The organism is Simiduia agarivorans SA1 = DSM 21679, from assembly GCF_000305785.2.
Classification (GTDB): domain Bacteria; phylum Pseudomonadota; class Gammaproteobacteria; order Pseudomonadales; family Cellvibrionaceae; genus Simiduia; species Simiduia agarivorans.
In genome coordinates this window covers 1,519,208-1,538,665 of the sequence record NC_018868.3, presented here as the reverse complement: position 1 = coordinate 1,538,665, position 19,458 = coordinate 1,519,208, and the positions used below count along the sequence as shown (strand labels likewise).

Genomic DNA, 19,458 nt, shown 5'->3' with positions numbered 1-19,458 from the left:
TAGCACAAAAGTACTGTGGCGGGCGGAGGCTCTGAGCGTTTAGGGCGGCGGGCAATCTTTCTGTTTCCTGGTCTTAAAACTGTCAATAAACGTTCATTAAGACGCCATTTAACTGACATTTATTCTTCGCGTGATTGTCATTTTGGGACGTTAGTCTTTGCGCTCGGTGATTACAAACGGCCCCAGAGCTGGACCACCCCGACACAGTTTAGACATCATTCTAGGAGATTCCATGAAACTCAAAAACATCTTGGCCCTCAATGCACTGGCAGCTGCCCTTATGGCGTGTGGCGGTGGCGACGTTGTGCTGCAACCCACCAACATCGACAACTCCGTTGACAACAGTGTGGTGAGCGGTGGTGGATCAGGCGACAACAATCCCTGTGCCAACTACGCGCTCAATGGCCAGACCTTCATCGGCTCCTTCGATGGTAATAACTGCTTTTACGATGCCACCTTTGTGGGCGTGAACAAGCCGCTGATGGCCGATCTGAACATCCCGTTTATTTCTGGTGTCCACATCTTTGAGAGCAGCCTGTTTGTGGGCGAAGACGTCACGCCGGCAGACATCGCCGCTGGCACCACCGTGCCGCGCGCCGGTGATGGTCCTACCCTGACCATTGCCGCTGGCAACAAACTGGCCTTTTCAAATCCGAGTGATTACGTGCGGATTTCCCGCGGCTCGCGCATCATTGCCAACGGCACGTCGGCTGCACCCATCATCTTCTCGGGCTACTCCGATCTCGTGACCAATACCGCGGCCGAGGATGCGGTCAGCCTGTGGGGCGGTATCATGATCAACGGCAACGGTATCACTAACAACTGTACCGAAGCCGAGCGCACCAACGGCACCTGTTCGGTGCAGTCTGAAGGCCAGGAATCCTATTACGGTGGCAATGACAACACCGAAAGCTCCGGCTCACTCCGCTATGTGGTGGTCAAGCATTCCGGCTTCGCGGTGGTTGAAGGCGACGAGCTGAACGGCATTACCTTTAACGCCGTGGGCGCCGGCACCACGGTGGATCACGTGCAGGTGTACAATACCTTCGATGACGGCTTCGAATTTTTCGGTGGCGCGGTAAACGTATCCCACGCGGTGCTGGTCAATGTGCGCGACGACTCCCTGGATTTTTCCGACGGCTATGTGGGCAAGATCCAGTATGCGCTGATCAAACACGCGGGCAACAACGGCAACCGTTGCATAGAAGGCGACAACATCTCCGACAAGCGCCCGGCCGATGCAGCCAATCCCGCAGACTGGTTGATCGCACCCATTTCTCATCCGGTTTTCTCGAACCTGACCTGCATTACATCGGGCAATGACAATGGCACCCACGGCGACAGTGAAGGCTTCCTGCTGCGTCATGGCGCCGAAGGTGAGATTTATAACTCTATCGTCGTCTCCCCCGCCGGCGGCAACGAATGTTTTGAAATCAATAGCACCGGTACCGTGAAAAATGCCGAAGATGGCAAGATCACCGTGGATTCCACCATTCTGGCTTGCTCTGAAACCGTGAAAAACGCCGGGGCTTCAGACCTGCCCGCCGGTTCCAGCTTCAATACCACTGCGTTCTTCGATGCATTCAGCAACAATTTCCGCGACACAGAAGCCGCCAGCGTGCTGGATGGTATTTTTACCGCTGACATGCTGATGGCGTCTGCAGCGGCCGGTGGTGGCGCTATCACCGTCAATATGACCGACGTTTCAACACTGCCTGAAAACGCCGATATGTTCCTGGAAAACCCCTCTCACTTCGGCGCGGTAACGGCTGATGATGATTGGACTGCGGGCTGGACCCTGGGTCTGGAGTAAGACCTGGGTTGTACCGGTAACTGAATCCGGTTGCCAGTGTGCCGACGCCGGGTTTGGGGGACACCCCAAACCCTTCGCGTAAGAAAACATCAACAAGGTTTGCAGAACATGAACATGAATAAATCCTGGCAGCGAAACGCGTTGGCAAGCGCGATCGTTGCGGCAGCTTGGGGCGTAGCGCCAACGGCGCTGGCACAGGACACTGAAATCAAGATTGCCCAACCGCTTGAAGAAGTGACCGTCGTCGCCCGCCAGAAAAGCAGTGCCGAAGATGTGATTGCCGAGCGGCTCGAATACGATGTGGTAACCGACATCATCAGTAACGAGCAGATCGTGCGGGTGGGTGACCCGAACGTGGCGTCTGCGTTGCGACGTGTGCCGGGCCTGACGCTGGTGGATGACAAGTTTATCTACGTGCGCGGTCTGGGTGAACGTTATTCCTCGGCCCAGCTCAACTCGGCGCTGGTGCCTTCACCGGACTTGCAGCGCAATGTGATTCCGCTCGATATTTTTCCGGCAGAGGTGATTGAGTCGCTGGCGGTGCAAAAAGTTTACTCCGCCGACATGCCGGCTAATTTTGGTGGCGGTAACGTGGATATCCGCACCCGCGCGTTGCCCAACGACCTGCTGGTGAATGTTACCGTGGGCAGCGGTTGGAGCTCGGCCAGTACGGGCAAAGACGGCCTGACCTACAATGGCGGTGGTGACGATGCGCTGGGTACCGATGACGGAACGCGGGCGTTGCCCGCTGAAATCACCCAGGCGATACAGACCTATCGCGGCGACATTTCGGTTGCCAATATTTTCCAGACACTGAATAAAGATGGCGGCTTTCACACCATCCCGGAAGCGCAGGCCATTAACCGGAAAATTGCCGCGTCGCTCAATCGCGATATTGATATCACCACAAAATCCAATGGCCCCGACAAAAAAATCAAAGCTGGCGTGGGATACAACTTCGATTTAAGCGACGACTGGAACCTGGGCTTTATTGCCATGGGTTCGTACGACAATAAAGTGCGCAACAAAGATCGCACCAACCGCAGTTCGAACAATCCCGAGCGCATTTATTCCGACACCCAACGCACCGTGGATGAAGTCTCGCTCAATGGTTTTGGCAGCGTGGGCCTGGCCTATGGGTTGGATCACCAGATCGATTACACCCATTTATTCATCCGCGATACTGACGATGAGGCCAGCATAACCACCGGTTTCAATGCCAATAATGCCGAGATCGACAGTGGTAACCAATACGTCACCTACGAACTCCGGTACGAAGAACGGGAGCTGCGCACCAACCAATTGCGGGGTGAACACAAGTTGGTCTCCACCTTCAATGACGTGGTGTACGAACTGCCATTCCGGTGGGCGGACGATCTGGCGTTCGAATGGTTTTACTCGGATTCCAAGGCCACCACTGACAAGCCCAACGAAGTATCTGTGGAAGGCATGAATGCCATTGATATGGATACCGGTGCGGTGCTCAGCACCCGAATTGAAGACCTGTCGACGGCGGCGGTATTCCGTTTTACCGATCTGGCCGACAATGTGGAAAGCTATGGTTGGGATCTGGTATTGCCTGTCGAAGGCGATAACTACCGGCTGGAACTGAGCGGTGGTTACGATGGTTCCCGCAAGGATCGCAGCTATCTGGGCACCACGGTCAATATCGATACGTCCAATGCCGATCCCGATGCTTTGGCTGGTACCCCCGGCGAGGCTCTCTGCTGTGGTCGCATTGAGGACCGGGACAACGGTTTTATTGCATCGCTGGGTTCCGCCGAAGCTGAATCCTATTTGGCTGCGCAAACGCTGGATGCCTGGTACGGCAAGTTCGATGTAACCTGGAATGACACCTGGCGCGTGTCCGGCGGTCTCCGTCGGGAAGATTTCAAGCAGGCGGCGCTGCCTATCGATACGCTGGATTTTGATAATCAGCTGCGCGTGTCCGATGACGAGCTGGCAGATATTGTGGTGGCGGAGGCGAAAAACTATCCGTCATTGTCCATGACCTATATGACCCAGGATTTCTGGGCTGAAACCTTTCAGTTCCGCTTGGGTTACGGCGGTACCACGGTGCGCCCGGATCTGCGGGAAGTGGCAGTGGTGCAATACATCGACCCGGTGACGGATTACCGCGTGGTGGGTAACCCCTACCTGCAAACATCGGATCTGCAGAACTACGATGCCCGGGGGGAGTGGTTTTTTGATAATGGCAACAGCTTCACGGTGTCGTTGTTTCACAAAAATATCGATTCGCCCATCGAAACCATTCGCGCCGCCGGCTCCGATGACAACGTGGTGTTGACCTTTGTTAACGCGGAAGAAGCCCAGCTCACCGGTGTGGAAATGGAATGGTTGTATGACATGCAACCGATCGGTGCCGAAGGCTTTTTCGTCTCCGGAAACGTCACTTACAGTGACTCGGAAATCACCATTACCGATACGGATATCGGCTTAACCAATAATAAGCGCCGCATGACCGGCCATTCGAAAGAAGTGGCCAACATTCAAGTGGGCTTTGACTCGCCCGATGGATATCACTCGGCGACGCTGGCATATAACTTCTTCGGTGAGCGCATTCTGTTTGCCGCCCGCGATGGTGCAGATGATGCCTACGAGCAGCCGTTCAATTCACTGGATCTGAACTACGCCTTTTATCCCATGGAGAATCTCAGCGTGCGGTTACGCCTGACCAACCTGCTTAATCAGGAACGTGAGGTGAAACAGGACGGCGTGGTGATTCTTGAGGAAGTGGCCGATCGCACACTCAGCCTTGGCGTAAAGTGGGATTTGTAACCCTTGCTGATAGGAGGTAGGGACAGCACAAGGCACAAGGACGTGCCGCTCTACTCGCGGTCCGGGGCATTCGCATAACCCTCGGGTACCGCGCCCATACGCACAAGATGTGGCAGACCTGGTAGCGGTCAACGACCGAGCTCCAGACGGGAGTAAACACCAGGTCGCAAGCCCACACACCGCTTACACCCTCGGTGGCGATGGCCACCTTTTTTTTTGCTTGCCGCGCTGTGCTACTATGCGGTTTTGCCTGCCGTAACATGCTTCTCGACCAATTTGCCGCGCTCGACCAATTGCTGGTGGACCATCGCCATTTGTGGCAGATCGACCCATTTCATCTGACCGATTATCCGGTCACCTGGGAGACCGGCCTGGTGCAGTGGCTGGAGCAGCAATCGCTGGACCAGCTGGCGGGTTTTACGCCGGGTCTGTTTGACGCTGCGCCGGCCCCATTGCCGTCGTCCGATCGCTGGCAATCCCTGACCCGGGTGCCCGAGCGCCGCTTGTCCAGCCGCATTGACGATCGTTTCTTCAGTCAGCACATTCCCGGCCGCAAGTGGCAACAGATTCAGTATTTTGCTGGCGCCACGCCATTGCCTGAAGGTGCAGTGCTTGAATGGTGTGCGGGTAAAGGCCATCTGGGGCGGTTACTGGCGCATACCAGCGGCCAACCGGTGACCAGCCTTGAGTGGCAAGATGCCTTGTGCCAGGCCGGCAATGCCCTGGCCAGGCAAAAGCAACTGGATCAGCGCTTTGTCTGTACAGACGTGCTGTCGACGGGTATTGAAGCGCACTTCACCCATCATCACACGGCAGTGGCACTGCATGCCTGTGGCGATTTACACCTGAATTTAATCCGCCATTGGCCGGCCAGTGGCGTATTGGCCTGCGCACCCTGTTGTTACCATCTCAGCGCCACCCCGGAACCCCTGAGTGATGCCGGTAAGCGCAGCGCGCTGGGTTTGCGCGCGCGCGATTTGCATTTGCCGCTGCAGGAATTTGTCACCGGTGGTGCCGGCAGCCGGCGCCTTCGCGATCGCCAATTGTTGTGGCGGATGGCGTTTGACGCCTGGCAACGCGCACATCGTGGTGTTGACGAATACTTGCCCTTGCCAACCCTGAAAACCAGCCAGTTAAATGACTCGGTACTTGCGTTTTTCCAGTGGGCAGCGGAGGAAAAAGGGTTGGCGCTGGCGCCGGATTTTGATCCTGCCCCCTGGTTGGCCAAAGGCCAGGCGCGGGCAGATCGCGTGCGTCGGATGGAGTGGGTCAGTCATTGGTTCCGTCGCCCGCTGGAGTTGTGGCTGGTATTGGATCGCGCCCTCTTGCTTGAACAAAAAGGCGCTGCGGTAGAAGTGGTGGCTTTTTGCCCCTATCATCTGACGCCCCGCAATCTTCTGATCATCGCCAAGGGCCTATGAACATCACGCCTTCTGATTACCCGGCACCGACACCTGCGCCCTCGGGATTGGGTGCTGAAGTGCCCCGGCTGCGCATTTTTATTGCCAACAAACCACCCATAGAACCTTATGCCAGTGCAACCGCGTGTGCACCGGTGGTTGAAGGCGAATTGGCGCACCTGGTGAGCCAGTGTTCCAATCATTGGCGCAAGGTGTTTAATGTGCTGGCGAAATTGCAATTTGCCCTGGCCCAACGACAAGCGGGGTGGAGCCAGGAAAATCACAGCCGTTGGCAAGCGCTGCGTGATCGTGAGTTGTTGCAGAAGCCCGGGCAGTTGCAGCTTTGGTTTGGTGCTGCGCACCCGCCCGGCGCTGCGATCGATGTGGTTTGCGGGAAACAATTTGCTGGCGCGCAGGCGTTGCCGCTGCAATGGCAGTGCGCGCATTTTGCCCGCTCGCCGGAACGACGCTTACTGGTCAGCCCCTACCCGGATTACCGGCAGCTTACCAATGAGCGGATTGAACGACTCGCCGACATGATTGTTGCGTTATGACTGAGCCAACCATCAACGGTGCTTACGCGGTTGCCGCCGGTCGGGCCGAAGCGGAAACCGAGGTCAGGAAAAGCCGCTTCATTGCCTGGGCAGACCGGGCGCAAACCCGTGAGCAGGCCATGGCGTTGCTGGCGGATGCAAAAGCCCGTTATCCGGATGCGCGCCACCATTGCTGGGCCTACCTGCTGGGCCCGGGACTGACGCCTGCATCGCAGGCTTTTTCCGACGACGGCGAGCCCGGTGGGACAGCGGGCAAACCGATGCTTAACGTTTTGAGCCATAAAGGCATTGGCGATATTGCGGTGGTGGTGATCCGGTATTTCGGTGGTATCAAACTCGGCGCGGGCGGGTTGGTGCGGGCTTATTCTCAGGCCACGCAAGCCGTGATTGACCAATTGGAAACCACGATGATCACGCCCGTGAGTCACTATACCGTGATCGCCGATTACGCTGCAGAACAATGGCTTCGGCATTGGCTGGGGCAGCATCAGGGGGAGTTGGTGGCGGTGGAGTACGCCGATCAGGTGACTTACCGGCTGGCCCTGCCGCAGCAATTTTTTGCAGATCTGCAGGCACCATTGGCCGCCTCTGGCTGGTCGTTGTTACCGGATGAATCGGATAAAAAATGTTGAAGCCAGGACTGAATGCCTTTGCAATTGTACTGTTGCTGGCCGGGTTGATCGCCTGTGGCAAGCCGCCGGCTTGTCCGGATGTGAGCTTACCGCTGCCACCGGCGAATGCAGGTTGCCTGGTGATTCAGGAGCGTCAGGTGCTGATGGTGCGTGAACTTACCGGCAAGATCAGCCTGCCCGGTGGCACCAGCGAGCGGGGCGAATCGGCGCAGTGTACGGCCTGGCGTGAAACCTTCGAAGAGACTGGTCTGGCGGTACAGGTGGGAGCACGGATGCAAGTGTTTGATAACGGCTTTAGTCTGTTCCGCTGTACTACGGCACCCGGGGCCTACGGACAATCACAGGTGCCTGGCCTGGCCGGCGAAATCCGGGAGGTGTTGTGGCTGAACGAATCTCAATTGGGCGACTACGCCTGGCGTTTCCCGTCGCAACAGGCCATGATCCGCGCCGCTTTACAGCAATAGCAAAGACCTGCCCCCAGACCTGGTTGCGGGTTTGGTGTTGGCTGCTAAGCTATTGAAACTACGTCGAATTTTCAGGTTGGGGTTTGCATTGCGCTATTGGTTGCTGGCGTTATTCTTAGTAATAGATGTAGGTTGTATGCGGGTAATCGCGGATGACGACCTGACGATCTATGGCGAGCTGACGCCAGGATTGGCACACCAGAATGCCGACGGTGCGCAGAGCGGTTTATTGATCGATGTGATGCGCATGCTGCAGCGGCGTACCGGTCATGCAGGCCAGCTCCAGATGGTGCCCTGGGTAAGGGGGTATCGCTCCACACTTCAGAACCAAGCACCGGTGGCCTTGTTCGCGGCGGCTTTTAATGAAGAAAGGCGCGCGTTGTTCTACTGGGTCGGGCCGTTGGTGGATGTGCAATGGTGCTTTTCCGTGCTCGACGACAGCGGGTTAACCGGGCTCAGCCTCGAGCAGGCGCGCGAGTTACCCGCCATTGGTGTGGTTAAAAATGACGCGCGCGAGGCTTTGTTACGCCGCTTGGGTTTTACCAATCTGCTGTTGGTTGAATCTGACGACGAGAACGTGAGGATGCTGCAGCGTGGCCGCACCAGCGCCTGGCTCAGCAGCACCATCACTGACCGTTTGCACTTATCGAAAGTGGGCTTGGGCAAGGAATCCATCCGGCATTTGCACTGCTTCGAACGTCAGGGACTGTTTCTGGTTTTCAACCGTGTCACGCCGGAACCGGTTTATGCGCAGTGGCGTGACGCGCTTGCCGCCGCGCGGGCCGATGGTGAGTTTGAGCAGATACTTGCGGCGTATGGTCAACAATTGCCGAGTACCAAAATCGATAAAAAGCGTTGATTTGCGTTTCGGTACTGGCGTTCTGATCTCACCGGTTGATGGAATGCATGGGTGAAAATTGTGCGCTGGTTCCGGCGCAGGCGGTGGCGCACGCAGTGGGGATGAACGGATTAAACCCTTGATATTTCTGTGGTTTCGTTCGCCATTGAGGTTGCCAAAATACCTCTGTTATTGAATACGTATGCATTGGTCTTGATCAAATTATCGGCAACCACTTAACTCCGGTGCGGGTTTATCCCCTAACTCAACCGGAGCGAAATAATGAATAAGAAAGTTCTGTCCGGGTGGCGAAATGCGCTGAAGAGCACAGCGGTCGCTGCCTCCCTTTGTATCCCTTCCCTGGCGTGCGCCGATGTCATTCTGCACGCGTTTAATTGGTCTTATACCGATGTAAAAAATAAGGCCAGTGAAATTTCCAGTATTGGCTACAAGGCCGTATTGGTGGCGCCACCGCTGAAGTCAGCCAAAAACGGTTGCGAATGGTGGCAACGTTATCAGCCGCAGGATTGGCGGGTGATTGATCACTGCCTGGGTAACAAAGAATCCTTCAAGGCCATGATCGATGCGTTGCAGGCGAAGGGTGTGGTGGTCTATGCAGACATCGTACTCAATCACATGGCCAACGAGCGCAATGGTGCCACCGACTTTCCCGGTAACAGCACATTGGTGGACTATGCCAACAACCGCACCTACTGGAATAAACAAAAACTGTTCGGCAATCTCGACAATGGTTTGCTGAGCCCGTGGGATTTTCACGAAGCCAAGTGCATCAGCAACTACAACGATGTGTGGCAGGTGCAGAACTGGCGTATTTGCGGCGCCTACCCCGACAAAGGATTGCCGGACCTTAACCCCAACAGCTACGTGGTGGATCAGCAGCGGGCTTATTTGCAGGCGCTGAAAAATCTGGGGGTAAAAGGTTTCCGGGTGGATGCTGCGAAGCACATGACCAACTGGCACATGAACCAGATTTTTACTTCGTCCATTAAAAGCGGTATGCATGTGTTTGGCGAAGTGATTACCGGCGGTGGCACTTCCAGCAGCGACTACCAGCAATTCCTTGGGCCCTACCTGAGTGGCACGGATCACGACGCCTATGATTTTCCGCTGTTGAATGCCATGCGTAATGCGTTGCAACCCAATGGCTGGATGTCATCGCTGGATAACCCGGTGGCCGGTGGCAATGCGCTGCCGGGTGATCGCGCTGTGACCATGCCGATTACCCATGACATTCCCACTAACGCCGGTTTCCGCTACCTGATCATGAACACCACCGACGAGCACCTGGCTTATGCCTACGTGCTGGGTCGCAAGGATGGCGCGCCGATGGTGTTCAGCGACCAGACCGGCACCGATGGCGGCCGTTGGGTGAATGACTACAAGCAAAGCGACATCAAAGCCATGGTGAAATTCCACAACCGCGTGAAAGGTCAGGGCCAGGAAGGTATCTGGGCCGATCAGTGTGTGTTGGCTTTCCGCCGCGGCAAAGAAGGCGTGGTAGGCATCAACAAATGCGGCGAGGAAAAATGGATCAAGCTCAATACCAATGAAAAATATTATTGGTACCGCAATTACACCGATGTGTTCAGTGGCGAAACCTTTTCCATTGACGCCAGTGTGAAATGGATTCGCATCCCACCGCGTGCCGCCCGTATGTGGACTGCCAGCTAAACAAAGCAACCAAAGTACCATGGGGTCTGACCCCTTGGTACTTTGGTTGTTTGGGCTGAATAAAAAAACGGGCGCGTTGCGCCCGTATCAAGGGCGGGATAGGGCCCGCCAGGGAAAGAGGAAAGGGTGTGGTGAAGGTGCCTTATTGGCTCAGGCCTTCCACCATGGCATTGGTGATGTCGCCGTTATCGGCATCGATTTCCCAGCTGAAAAGCCCGGCGAGTCCACGGTTTTTCACAAACTCGGCTTTGGCTTTGATGGAGCGCGGGTTGTCGTAGGTGATCAGGGTGCCGGTGCTGTAGTTCCACAGGTAAGGTGCTTCTGCTTCGCTGTCGTAGAAGTAGCTGAAACCATTGATGCCGTTGCCGGTGGTGCCGCCCAGGTAGTTGGTGACAATGTCTTTGTAATCCAGCACGCCGTCTTCCCAGGTACCTTTAGCTGCGCCATTGCCGGTGCCGCTGAATGGCCATTCCGGCTGACCGCCCGACACGTTTTTCCAACCGCGCCCGTAGGCGGCAACGCCCATGACGATTTTATTGGCCGGCACGTTTTGAGCGGTCAGGCTATCAAGTACAGACGCCGCATAGAAACCGTTGTTGGTGTTGTAGCTGTAGTTGTTCAACGCGGTCTGGTGACCCAGCACGCCGCTCCAGGCACCGTAGTAGTCGTAGGTCATGGCAAAAATGTAATCCATGTACTGGTGTGCGCGGCCGTAGTTGGCGGCGGCTACCATCACCGGGCTGGTGCCGATGGCAGAGCTGAGTTCCAGTTCTTTGCCCAGCTCAGTTTCCAGATTGTCGAGCATGGCGCGCAGATCGCGCATCAGGTCGGCATAGGCTTCATAATCCGCTTGAGAACCCAGGTTCGCATTGGCACCGCGACCGCCGGGAAATTCCCAATCGATATCCACACCGTCGAAGAAGCGATAGGTGCGCAGGAAGTTCGCAACAGAATTCACAAATACCGCGCGTTTGTTGTCATCGGTGGCCAGGTGGAAGAATGGGTCAGACAAAGTCCAGCCGCCGATACTGGGCAACACTTTCAGGTGCGGTTGCTGCTGTTTGAGCTTGATCAGCTGACCAAAGTTGCCCTTGATTTCGTCGTCCCACTTATCGCCAGGATAAGACTTTTCCAGCGCGGCGTATTTGTCGTGAATGGTGACTTCGTAGTCCTGCTTGCCTGCACATTGCTGCACCAGCGCGGAATAGCCTGATGCATTAGCCTGTTGCAGTGAATCGTTCGGGCCGCAAATTGGGATAAAGCCGTACAGCACGTGAGTGAGTTTTTCGGCCGGCATATCCATCACGTGATAGTTGCGACCATAAACGCCCCATTCAACAAAATAGGTGCCCACCACCATACCTTCGGGGCGACTGCCGCTATCGGTGACGGTATTTTCCTCGCCGTTCTGATCCTGATTGCCGGTGGCACTTTCATCGGCGCCCGCGTCGGTGTCGTTTTCCTCTGTGGGTTGAGCGCCGGTGGCCTCGCCTTCAATTAATTTCCAGACTTTGCCGTCGCCGGTGTTGTCGGCGGGTACATCGCCCTGGGTCCACCACTTGGCCTCGTACACAGCGCCTGCGTAACTCACGCGGTCGCCGCCATTGTAAGTCTGGCCTGCATCCCAAGCCGCATAACCGCTATCCGGTGCAGTGGTTTCCACACTGTCAGTGCTGTCTGAATCACCGCTGTCGGTGTTATCGGAAGCATTGCCGTCGGAGCTGCCCGCATCGTTGTTGTCGGTGTTGCCCGCATCGCTGCTGTCGTTGTTGTCTGAATCATTGCTATCAACGCCATCGGACTCGCCGCCACCGATAGTGCCAGCATCGCTACCGCCGGTATTGCCGGATTCAGTGCCGCCGGTGTTGCCGGTATCACTGCCACCCGTATTGCCGGAACCAGTGTCACCGCTGTTGCCGGCATCGACACCGCCCGTATTGCCTGAGTTGCTGCTGTCAGTGCTGCCCGAATCGCCGCCGTCGGTGTTACCTGCATCGGTACCGCTGGTATTGCCGCTGCCGGATCCTCCGTTGTTGGCGCCTGTGCCGGGGGTTACGGTGATGGTGGTTTCACCGGTGTCCGGATCTGTGTTGACGTTTGCAGTAGCACTGCCGCCGCCACAGGCAGACAGGGCACTTGCCAGCACAAGGGCACAGGCAGATTTCACAATCAATGGGTTGAACATGGGTGACTCCGGGATATCAGTCTGTCATTGAATTTCAGGCGCTCATTCTGACCGCCGCCGGCAGCCGGGCCCATTGGCACGATGACCTAGTTGATGGCCTAGGCCAGATGGCAGTTTCGGGTACAATGGCGGCCCGATGACGGCAGGACAGCCCTTTGACCCTTCCCATTGATTCCGTGTTGCCGCAGCTGTGCGAGGCATTAATCCAACGCGATGAATGCGTGTTGGAGGCACCGCCCGGCGCCGGTAAAACCACCGGTGTGCCGCTGGCGATGCTCAGCCAAGTCTGGCTCGGCAGGCAAAAAATCCTGATGCTGGAACCCCGACGCCTGGCCGCCAGAGCCGCCGCTACCCGCATGGCTGAACTGTTGGGTGAGCCGGTGGGGCAAACGGTGGGCTATCGGGTGCGGCTGGAATCGCGGGTGTCGAAACAGACCCGTATCGAGGTGGTGACCGAAGGCGTGCTCAATCGCCTGCTACAGGATGACCCGTCCCTCGATGGTATTGGTCTGGTGATTTTTGATGAATTCCACGAGCGCAGTCTGGATGCCGATCTCGGTCTGGCACTTACGCTGGCCGGGCGCGAATTGTATGGCGATTTGCGCGAGCAACCGCTCAAGCTGCTGGTGATGTCGGCCACACTGGATGGCGTTGCGGTGGCCGATCTGCTCGGCCAGGCGCCGGTAATTACCAGCGAGGGCCGCAGTTTTCCCGTCACGATATCTCACGGCAGCCCGTGGAAATACGACCAGCGACTGGACGAGCGCATTCAACACACGGTGTTACAGGCGCTGGCCGATCAGCCCGGCAGCATCCTGGTGTTTTTACCCGGTCAGGCGGAAATCCGCCGGGCAGCGGCGGGGCTGTCATCGGCACTGGCCGGTGATAAAAATGTGATCCTTGCGCCCTTGTACGGCAACCTCAGTTTCGCCGAGCAGAAACAAGCGATAGAGCCGGCACCGGCGGGCAAACGCAAAATTGTGCTGGCTACCAACATCGCTGAAACCTCGTTAACCATTGATGGTATCGCCGCCGTGGTAGACAGCGGCCTGTGCCGCGAACCCCAATTTGATCCCGCCACCGGCATGACCCGGTTGGCCACCCGGCGCATATCCCGCGCATCCAGTGTGCAACGCGCTGGCCGGGCAGGGCGCCTCGGCCCCGGTATTTGTTACCGCCTGTGGAGTGAATCCCAGCAGGATGAGCTGGCCGCCTTCAGCCGACCGGAAATTTTACTGGCTGACTTATCCGGCCTGGCGTTACAGCTGTTGAACTGGGGCATCGGCCAACCGTCCGAACTGCGTTGGCTCACGCCACCACCGGCCGGCGCCTGGGCGCAGGCATTGGATCTGTTGGCAGTGTTGGGCGCGGGCGAGCAACACCAAGGCCAGTGGCGCGTCACCGCGCACGGTAAGCGTATGGCCGGCATTGGTGCCCATCCACGTCTGGCGCATTTATTGGTGGCGGCGGAGGCTGCAGGTCTGTTGAAACCGGCGGCAGATCTGGCCGCGCTCTTGTCTGACAGAGACCCGCTCGGCCAGGCCAGCAGTGTGGATATCCAGCTGCGTTTGGATTGGATGCAAGGGCCTGAGGCATCCCGGTTAAAACCATTAGCGCAACAATTCCGTCGCGTGTTCGAACAGCCGACTGCGCCGGGCGCGGGTAACATCGCAGCGGAGGATGTGGCCGGTTTTTTGTTGGCCTGTGCCTATCCCGATCGAATCGCGCAGGCGCGCGGTCTCTCGCAAGACGGCAAGCAGCAAGCTTACTTGCTGGCCAATGGCCGGCGCGTGGCCTTGAGCCTGCAAGATCGCTTGGCGCGTTCACAATGGTTGGTGGTGGCCGATGCCGGCGCACACGAAGGTGCGAGTGTGGATCGCGTGTATCTCGCAGCCCGATTGAATCCGGCGCTGTTCGATAGCCTGCTGGCAGATCAGGTGTGCGAACAAAGCCATATGCAGTGGGAAGAAAAAGCCGGGCGCTTTATTGCCGAAACCAGGCGCCGGATCGGCCAGATCGTATTGTCTGCAAAGCCTCTGACGCATCCCGATGCGGCGCAGAAGCAACAGGCGTTGCTCGCGCTGGTGGCAGAGCGGGGGTTGGCGTTATTCAACGTAACCGATGAATGCGAACAATGGCGCGGCCGCGTGCGTCTGGTGCGTGAGCATCTGGGTGGCGAGTGGCCGGATGTGGACGACGACGCCTTACTTGCGTCGGCAGATACCTGGCTCGGGCCCTATTTGCAGGATGTCTCCACACTCGCGCATTTCAAAAAACTGGACCTCTTGTCGCTCTGGCAGAACCTGCTCAGTTGGGAACAAAGTCAGCAACTCAATCGCCTGGCGCCGGCGCGGCTGGATGTGCCCTCGGGTAACAGCGCAGCGATTGATTACTCGGTCTCGCCACCGGTGTTGGCGGTGAAACTGCAGGAAATGTTCGGCTGCGTAGATACACCCCGGCTGGTGGACAACCGGGTACCAGTGCTGATTCATTTACTGTCACCGGCACGCCGGCCGCTGCAAATTACCCAGGATCTGGCCGGCTTCTGGGCCGGCTCCTATCAGGCGGTAAAAAAAGACATGAAAGGCCGTTACCCCAAACACCCCTGGCCAGACGACCCGTTGCAGGCCTTGCCCACCGCGAAAACCAAACGGGCGTTGCAATAATAGATTGCCGCGCCCGTCATTGGGCTACCAACGCATGCGTATGTCGGCGTAGAGTGCGCGGGGTTCACCGATAAAATACCGGTCACCACCAAACGCCGAATAATCTGCCCTTTCCGCGTAATCGGTATTGGTCAGGTTTTTAATACGGGCGCCTACACTGATGCTTGAAGAAAGCTGATAGTGGGTCCGCAGCGTGAGCAGGTTGTGGCCTTCGTAATCATGCTCATTGGCCAGATCTGTGTAATAGCTGCCCATGATTAACCATTCCAGTTCCGCCCGGGCCTTGTCGGCCAGTTGCCAACCTAAACGGAGCGAGTGCATCTGATCCGGTGCTGAGACAATTCGGTTGCCCCGGGTTTGCAACTCATCATCGCTGCCCGGTGCCGAGACATCGGAACGGTATTCATGTTTTGCAAAGGTGCCAGCGGCTGCAAGGTCCCAGGTGTCGTTAAGCATCCATTGCAGGTCGTATTCAATGCCCTGATGGGCGGTTTCGCCGCCGGCGAGGTACAGGCGGTCGGCATTCTGGAACATGACGTTGGCTTTGTTCATCTGAAACGCGGCCAGACTGTAGCGCAGGCTTTCCCATTGGCCGCGCAATCCGATTTCGGCACTCAGAATGCGTTCCGATGCCAGATCGGCTTGCATCTGGCCGTTTTGCAGTCGGTACATTTCTGTGGCCTGCGGTGCGCGCTTGCCTTGTGCCAAGCGCACAAACAGGGCCTGTTGATCGTTGAATTTATGCAGCAGGCCCAGATTGGCGCTGAGGTTGCCGAAGCGATTCACGCTGTCCTCAGGGCGTGTGTAGCGGCAACCCACAGCACCGGTAAACCCATTCACACACTGGCTGCCATCTTCTGCCGTGTCGCCACTGATCATGCGGTTATGGTAATCGTACTGCAGCCACTCATAGCGCAGACCGGTGGTGAGCTCGGTGGCGGGTGAAAACGCCAGGTCAACGGAGGCGAAGCCGGCGGCCAGTAAACCGTCTACGGTATAGTCGTATTGTTTGCCGGCGGGAAAGGAGGAAAACCCCACCGCCTGCGATTGCTTTAACCAGCCTTCGGTATATTCCAGGTCAACCCCCGTGGTCAGCCGGGCGGTATCCGACAGTGAACTGAACCAGGCCGATTGCAGCCCCACACTTTGATGCCCATTTTGTTCCAGCGGTGTGCCGGGCAAAAAATGCATCAGGAATTGCATTTCATTGATACGGGCATAGGGTGTAATGAGCAGCTGGCTGTCGTTGTCGAGCGTATAGCTGATCTGTGATTGAATGCGGGCGGATTTTACATCGCGGAAGGCTTCCGGGTTGGGGTTCTCTCGCTTGCGTTCGGGGTCTTTGTAGGCATCTTTCCCCACCACATAGCCCGCGGTTTCCTGGTTCAGATTGTTGAGGCTGAACAGGGTTTTCACCCGGGTATCGCCGCCATGCCAGTCGTGGCGCGCGGTCAGTTTTTGTTGATCAAAACCTGAGTCGTCTTTGTAGCCTTCATCGTGGGCGCCGTTAGCACTGACACGGTAGGCATGCTCGCCCTGCCGGTTGCTGTGGCTGAATGTCAGCCGAGCGTATTGGTCCGGGCCGGCCTCCAGCCCCATCAGGGTTTCCGGCTGGCTTGCCGGTGCCAGGCTCACCACATTAATCACACCGTGTTGCGCGTCGGAACCGTAGAGCACCGTGCCGGGGCCACGCAATACGTCGATCTGGCCGGCTTGTTCAGTGTTGATATCAAACAGTTGGTTGACGTTACAAAAACCGGTAGCGCGCACGGCCACGCCGTCTTCGGTAATGGCAAAAGCACCACAACTGCCGGCACCGGTGAGCACCGGCGAGCGGATGGCGGTGAGGTGTTCCTGGCCATTGCCGCGCGATACCCACACGCCGGGTACCCGGGTGAGTGACTCGTTGACGTGCACGGCAGAAACCAACGCGATGTCATCGTGGGTAACCACCGACACACTGGCAGCCAGATCATTGAGTGATTGGACTTCCCGGCTGGCGATGACGGTCAGAGTTTCCAGTGATTCTGCAGCATCACTCGGCAGCGCGATGGCAATAGCTGTGGCCATCGCGAGACAGGGTAAAAAAGATTTCATCAGATTACTTCGGGCTGAATGTCAACGAGAACGGATTTGTACGCCGGGGTTTTACTGCGCGGATCAATGTTCAGCCCCACCAACGGATTGGTTTCCGGGTAATAGCCGAACAGGCAGCCGCGCGGAAGATCAAAGGCGTAAACTTCAAAACCGGTCACCTGCCCCTGGTCGGATTGCAAAGAAATTTTTTGCCCGCCCCTGAGCCCTTGCGCGCGCATATCGTCGGCGTTCATCAAAATCACGCGCCGGTGATCCATGCCCCGGTAGCTGTCTTTTTGTTCGTACACGATGGTGTTGAACTGGCCCTCGCTGCGGGCCGTCATCAGCCGGAATCTGCGGGCGGTCGTTGCATCGTGTTCGTCCGGCAGTGGCGAAATGCAAAAGCGGGCGCGGCCATTCCCGGTCGGAAAATGAGGCCGGTTCAGGTGCCGGCCCGGAATGTGAAATTCAGTTTTGGTCTGGTCGATGTCCGCCAGCGGTTCAAGCTCTGCAATGGTTTCTGCGATGGTGGCGCGCAGCGTCTGATGGTTTTTCAAGCGAGTAAAGCTGGCGCCATCGGGCAGGGATTCACCCAGCGCGGCGAGAATGTCCACTTCTGGTTTAACGTTGTTCAGCCGGTGAATGCCGCCGTCACTCAGGCGCACAAAGCTGAACATGGATTCTTGCGTGGTAGGCTGTTGTTCTTCATCGCGCGCACACACGGGCAGGATCAGTTGCTCGCTCTGGTCGCAGGCGTGCAGGTGGCCACGGTTCAGGGTGGTGGTTAAATACAGCTTGAAGCCCACCCGCTCTAACGCCACTTTGGCCCAATCGGTGGCAGGCGCGGCCTCCAGTAAATTACCGCCCATGATCAGCGCCATGTCGATACTGCCTGCGTGGGCTGCCCGTAAACACGCCATGGTATCCATGCCATCGGTGCCGGGTGCGGCGATGCCCAGCTGCTGTTCCAGCTTTGCCATAACGTCAGGACTGAGTAACGGCTTCACGCCGATACTGCCCATGCCCTGCACGTTGCTGTGGCCGCGCAATGGCAGCAGACCCGCGCCGGCTTTACCCACCTGGCCGCGCAACAGGCACAGGTTCACCAGTGCCTCGAGTGTTTGTACGCCATGTTGATGATGAGTAAGCCCCATGCCCCAGGCGAAAATGCAGCGGTCTGATTCACTGTAGGCTTCACCGATGGACTGAATGTCCGCTTCAGCCAAGCCGGTATGGCGTTCAATGGTTTGCCAACTTATTGCATCGAGCCATTGGCAATAGGCGTCGGCATTTTCGCAGTGGTCGTGCAGGAAGGCGGTGTTTTCTTTTTTCAGATGCAATACGGTTTTTGCCAGCCCGGCAAACAACCATAAGTCGCTACCGGTTTTGGGCTGCAGGTAATCGGTGGCGATGGCATCGCCGCCGGTGGCGAGTGACCGTAAACTTTTCGGATTGGCAAAACGCACCAGCCCCGGTTCTTTCATGGGGTTGATCACAATCACCCGGCCACCGCGTTCGCGCACTGCGCGCAATTTGTGAATCAGGCGCGGGTGATTCGAGGCCGGATTGGCACCTGCCAGAATCACCGTATCGCAGTGATCCAAATCATCCAATTGCACACTGGCCGTGCCCGAACCTACCGCCTGGGTGAGTGCCACGCCGGTTGCCTGGTGGCAGAAATAGGAACAGTTGTTGACATTGTTGGTGCCCTTGGCGCGCGCCAACAGTTGCAGTATGAAGCCGGCTTCCATGGATGACCGGCCGGAGGCGTAGGCGAAAAATCGCTCCGGTACACAATGCACAAAGCGTTCACGGGCAATGGCCAACGCCTGATCCCAGCTGATGGGTTCCAGCCGGTCAGCCCCGGCGGTTTTATACAGCGGGGTATTGAGCCGTCCCAGATGTTCTACCTGATAGCCGTCCAGCTGTTGCAGCTCACTTAACGGATGATTGAATATCGCCCGCGGAATTTCCGGTTGAATATCGGTGGATTGTGCCTGCACGCTTTTGTTGCATACGGACGGAAACAACCCTTGTTCGTTGGTCATGCCACCGCGTTGGCCGCCCATGCCGAGGCCGCAGGCTTTGCAGGCATTGTTGGCGGTGAGCGCTTTGGCGGAAGCGGTGACTCCCATTTTTCTGGCGGTATTGAGGGTGTACAGGACTTTTTCCAGTCCGCCGCCTTTGAGTGTGGATGGGTTGCGCATAGATCCTCCGGTAAGGGCTCAACCATACCGTGGATTGGCGTAGTGAGAAAGGACGCCACAGGTCGTGCCGCTCACACGGGTTGGCGATCCACAGGGCAATAGTTAACATGCTGTTTTCCACCAGATGCAGAC

The 19,458-nt window shown here is 57.2% G+C and carries 12 protein-coding genes; 9 read left to right on the top strand and 3 right to left on the bottom strand.

What is annotated here, in order from left to right:
* The first annotated feature begins 232 nt into the window (after positions 1–232).
* From M5M_RS06745 to M5M_RS06710, 8 genes are all read left to right on the top strand, one after another.
* Entirely contained in the window at positions 233–1,813 is a 1,581-nt protein-coding gene (locus M5M_RS06745; RefSeq protein ID WP_015046730.1) for a hypothetical protein, read from the top strand.
* Positions 1,814–1,927: 114 nt separating this feature from the next.
* Positions 1,928–4,612 carry a TonB-dependent receptor domain-containing protein gene (locus M5M_RS06740; RefSeq protein WP_037432829.1) on the top strand — a complete coding sequence of 895 codons (2,685 nt, stop codon included), beginning with the start codon at positions 1,928–1,930 and terminating at the stop codon, positions 4,610–4,612.
* Between the two features lie 260 nt (positions 4,613–4,872).
* Positions 4,873–6,033, top strand: coding sequence for a methyltransferase (locus M5M_RS06735; protein WP_162141141.1), 1,161 nt, complete (start codon positions 4,873–4,875; stop codon positions 6,031–6,033).
* A complete protein-coding gene (locus tag M5M_RS06730) occupies positions 6,030–6,566 on the top strand; it encodes a DUF6942 family protein (RefSeq protein ID WP_015046727.1) in 537 nt (178 codons plus the stop codon). The genes M5M_RS06735 and M5M_RS06730 overlap by 4 nt, the downstream gene beginning before the upstream one ends.
* Entirely contained in the window at positions 6,563–7,198 is a 636-nt protein-coding gene (locus M5M_RS06725; protein ID WP_015046726.1) for an IMPACT family protein, read from the top strand. The genes M5M_RS06730 and M5M_RS06725 overlap by 4 nt, the downstream gene beginning before the upstream one ends.
* The gene (locus M5M_RS19405; RefSeq protein ID WP_015046725.1) at positions 7,192–7,662 is read left to right on the top strand and encodes an NUDIX hydrolase; all 471 of its coding nucleotides are present in this window, start codon (positions 7,192–7,194) and stop codon (positions 7,660–7,662) included. The genes M5M_RS06725 and M5M_RS19405 overlap by 7 nt, the downstream gene beginning before the upstream one ends.
* Positions 7,663–7,798: 136 nt before the next feature.
* Positions 7,799–8,521 (top strand): substrate-binding periplasmic protein, encoded by a 723-nt coding sequence (locus M5M_RS06715; protein ID WP_015046724.1) that lies wholly within the window; start codon positions 7,799–7,801, stop codon positions 8,519–8,521.
* A gap of 261 nt (positions 8,522–8,782) precedes the next feature.
* Positions 8,783–10,192, top strand: coding sequence for an alpha-amylase family protein (locus M5M_RS06710; RefSeq protein ID WP_015046723.1), 1,410 nt, complete (start codon positions 8,783–8,785; stop codon positions 10,190–10,192).
* Between the two features lie 142 nt (positions 10,193–10,334).
* On the opposite strand, the gene M5M_RS20965 is transcribed toward M5M_RS06710, so the two are convergent.
* Positions 10,335–12,377, bottom strand: coding sequence for a glycosyl hydrolase family 18 protein (locus M5M_RS20965; protein WP_015046722.1), 2,043 nt, complete (start codon positions 12,375–12,377; stop codon positions 10,335–10,337).
* A 155-nt stretch (positions 12,378–12,532) separates the two neighbouring features.
* Between M5M_RS20965 and hrpB the strand changes: the two genes are divergently transcribed.
* Entirely contained in the window at positions 12,533–15,043 is a 2,511-nt protein-coding gene (gene hrpB / locus M5M_RS06700; RefSeq protein ID WP_015046721.1) for an ATP-dependent helicase HrpB, read from the top strand.
* Between the two features lie 24 nt (positions 15,044–15,067).
* On the opposite strand, the gene M5M_RS06695 is transcribed toward hrpB, so the two are convergent.
* A complete protein-coding gene (locus M5M_RS06695; protein WP_015046720.1) occupies positions 15,068–17,140 on the bottom strand; it encodes a TonB-dependent receptor in 2,073 nt (690 codons plus the stop codon).
* The gene (locus M5M_RS06690) at positions 17,140–19,326 is read right to left on the bottom strand and encodes an FdhF/YdeP family oxidoreductase (RefSeq protein ID WP_015046719.1); all 2,187 of its coding nucleotides are present in this window, start codon (positions 19,324–19,326) and stop codon (positions 17,140–17,142) included. Before M5M_RS06690 ends, M5M_RS06695 begins: the two co-directional genes overlap by 1 nt.
* Between the last annotated feature and the right edge of the window lie 132 nt (positions 19,327–19,458).

Coding starts and splice junctions, on each gene's coding strand:
- M5M_RS06745 (WP_015046730.1), top strand. CDS start 233: ATGAAACTCAAAAACATCTTGGCCCTCAATGCACTGGCAGCTGCCCTT.
- M5M_RS06740 (WP_037432829.1), top strand. CDS start 1,928: ATGAATAAATCCTGGCAGCGAAACGCGTTGGCAAGCGCGATCGTTGCG.
- M5M_RS06735 (WP_162141141.1), top strand. CDS start 4,873: ATGCTTCTCGACCAATTTGCCGCGCTCGACCAATTGCTGGTGGACCAT.
- M5M_RS06730 (WP_015046727.1), top strand. CDS start 6,030: ATGAACATCACGCCTTCTGATTACCCGGCACCGACACCTGCGCCCTCG.
- M5M_RS06725 (WP_015046726.1), top strand. CDS start 6,563: ATGACTGAGCCAACCATCAACGGTGCTTACGCGGTTGCCGCCGGTCGG.
- M5M_RS19405 (WP_015046725.1), top strand. CDS start 7,192: ATGTTGAAGCCAGGACTGAATGCCTTTGCAATTGTACTGTTGCTGGCC.
- M5M_RS06715 (WP_015046724.1), top strand. CDS start 7,799: ATGCGGGTAATCGCGGATGACGACCTGACGATCTATGGCGAGCTGACG.
- M5M_RS06710 (WP_015046723.1), top strand. CDS start 8,783: ATGAATAAGAAAGTTCTGTCCGGGTGGCGAAATGCGCTGAAGAGCACA.
- M5M_RS20965 (WP_015046722.1), bottom strand. CDS start 12,377: ATGTTCAACCCATTGATTGTGAAATCTGCCTGTGCCCTTGTGCTGGCA.
- M5M_RS06695 (WP_015046720.1), bottom strand. CDS start 17,140: ATGAAATCTTTTTTACCCTGTCTCGCGATGGCCACAGCTATTGCCATC.
- M5M_RS06690 (WP_015046719.1), bottom strand. CDS start 19,326: ATGCGCAACCCATCCACACTCAAAGGCGGCGGACTGGAAAAAGTCCTG.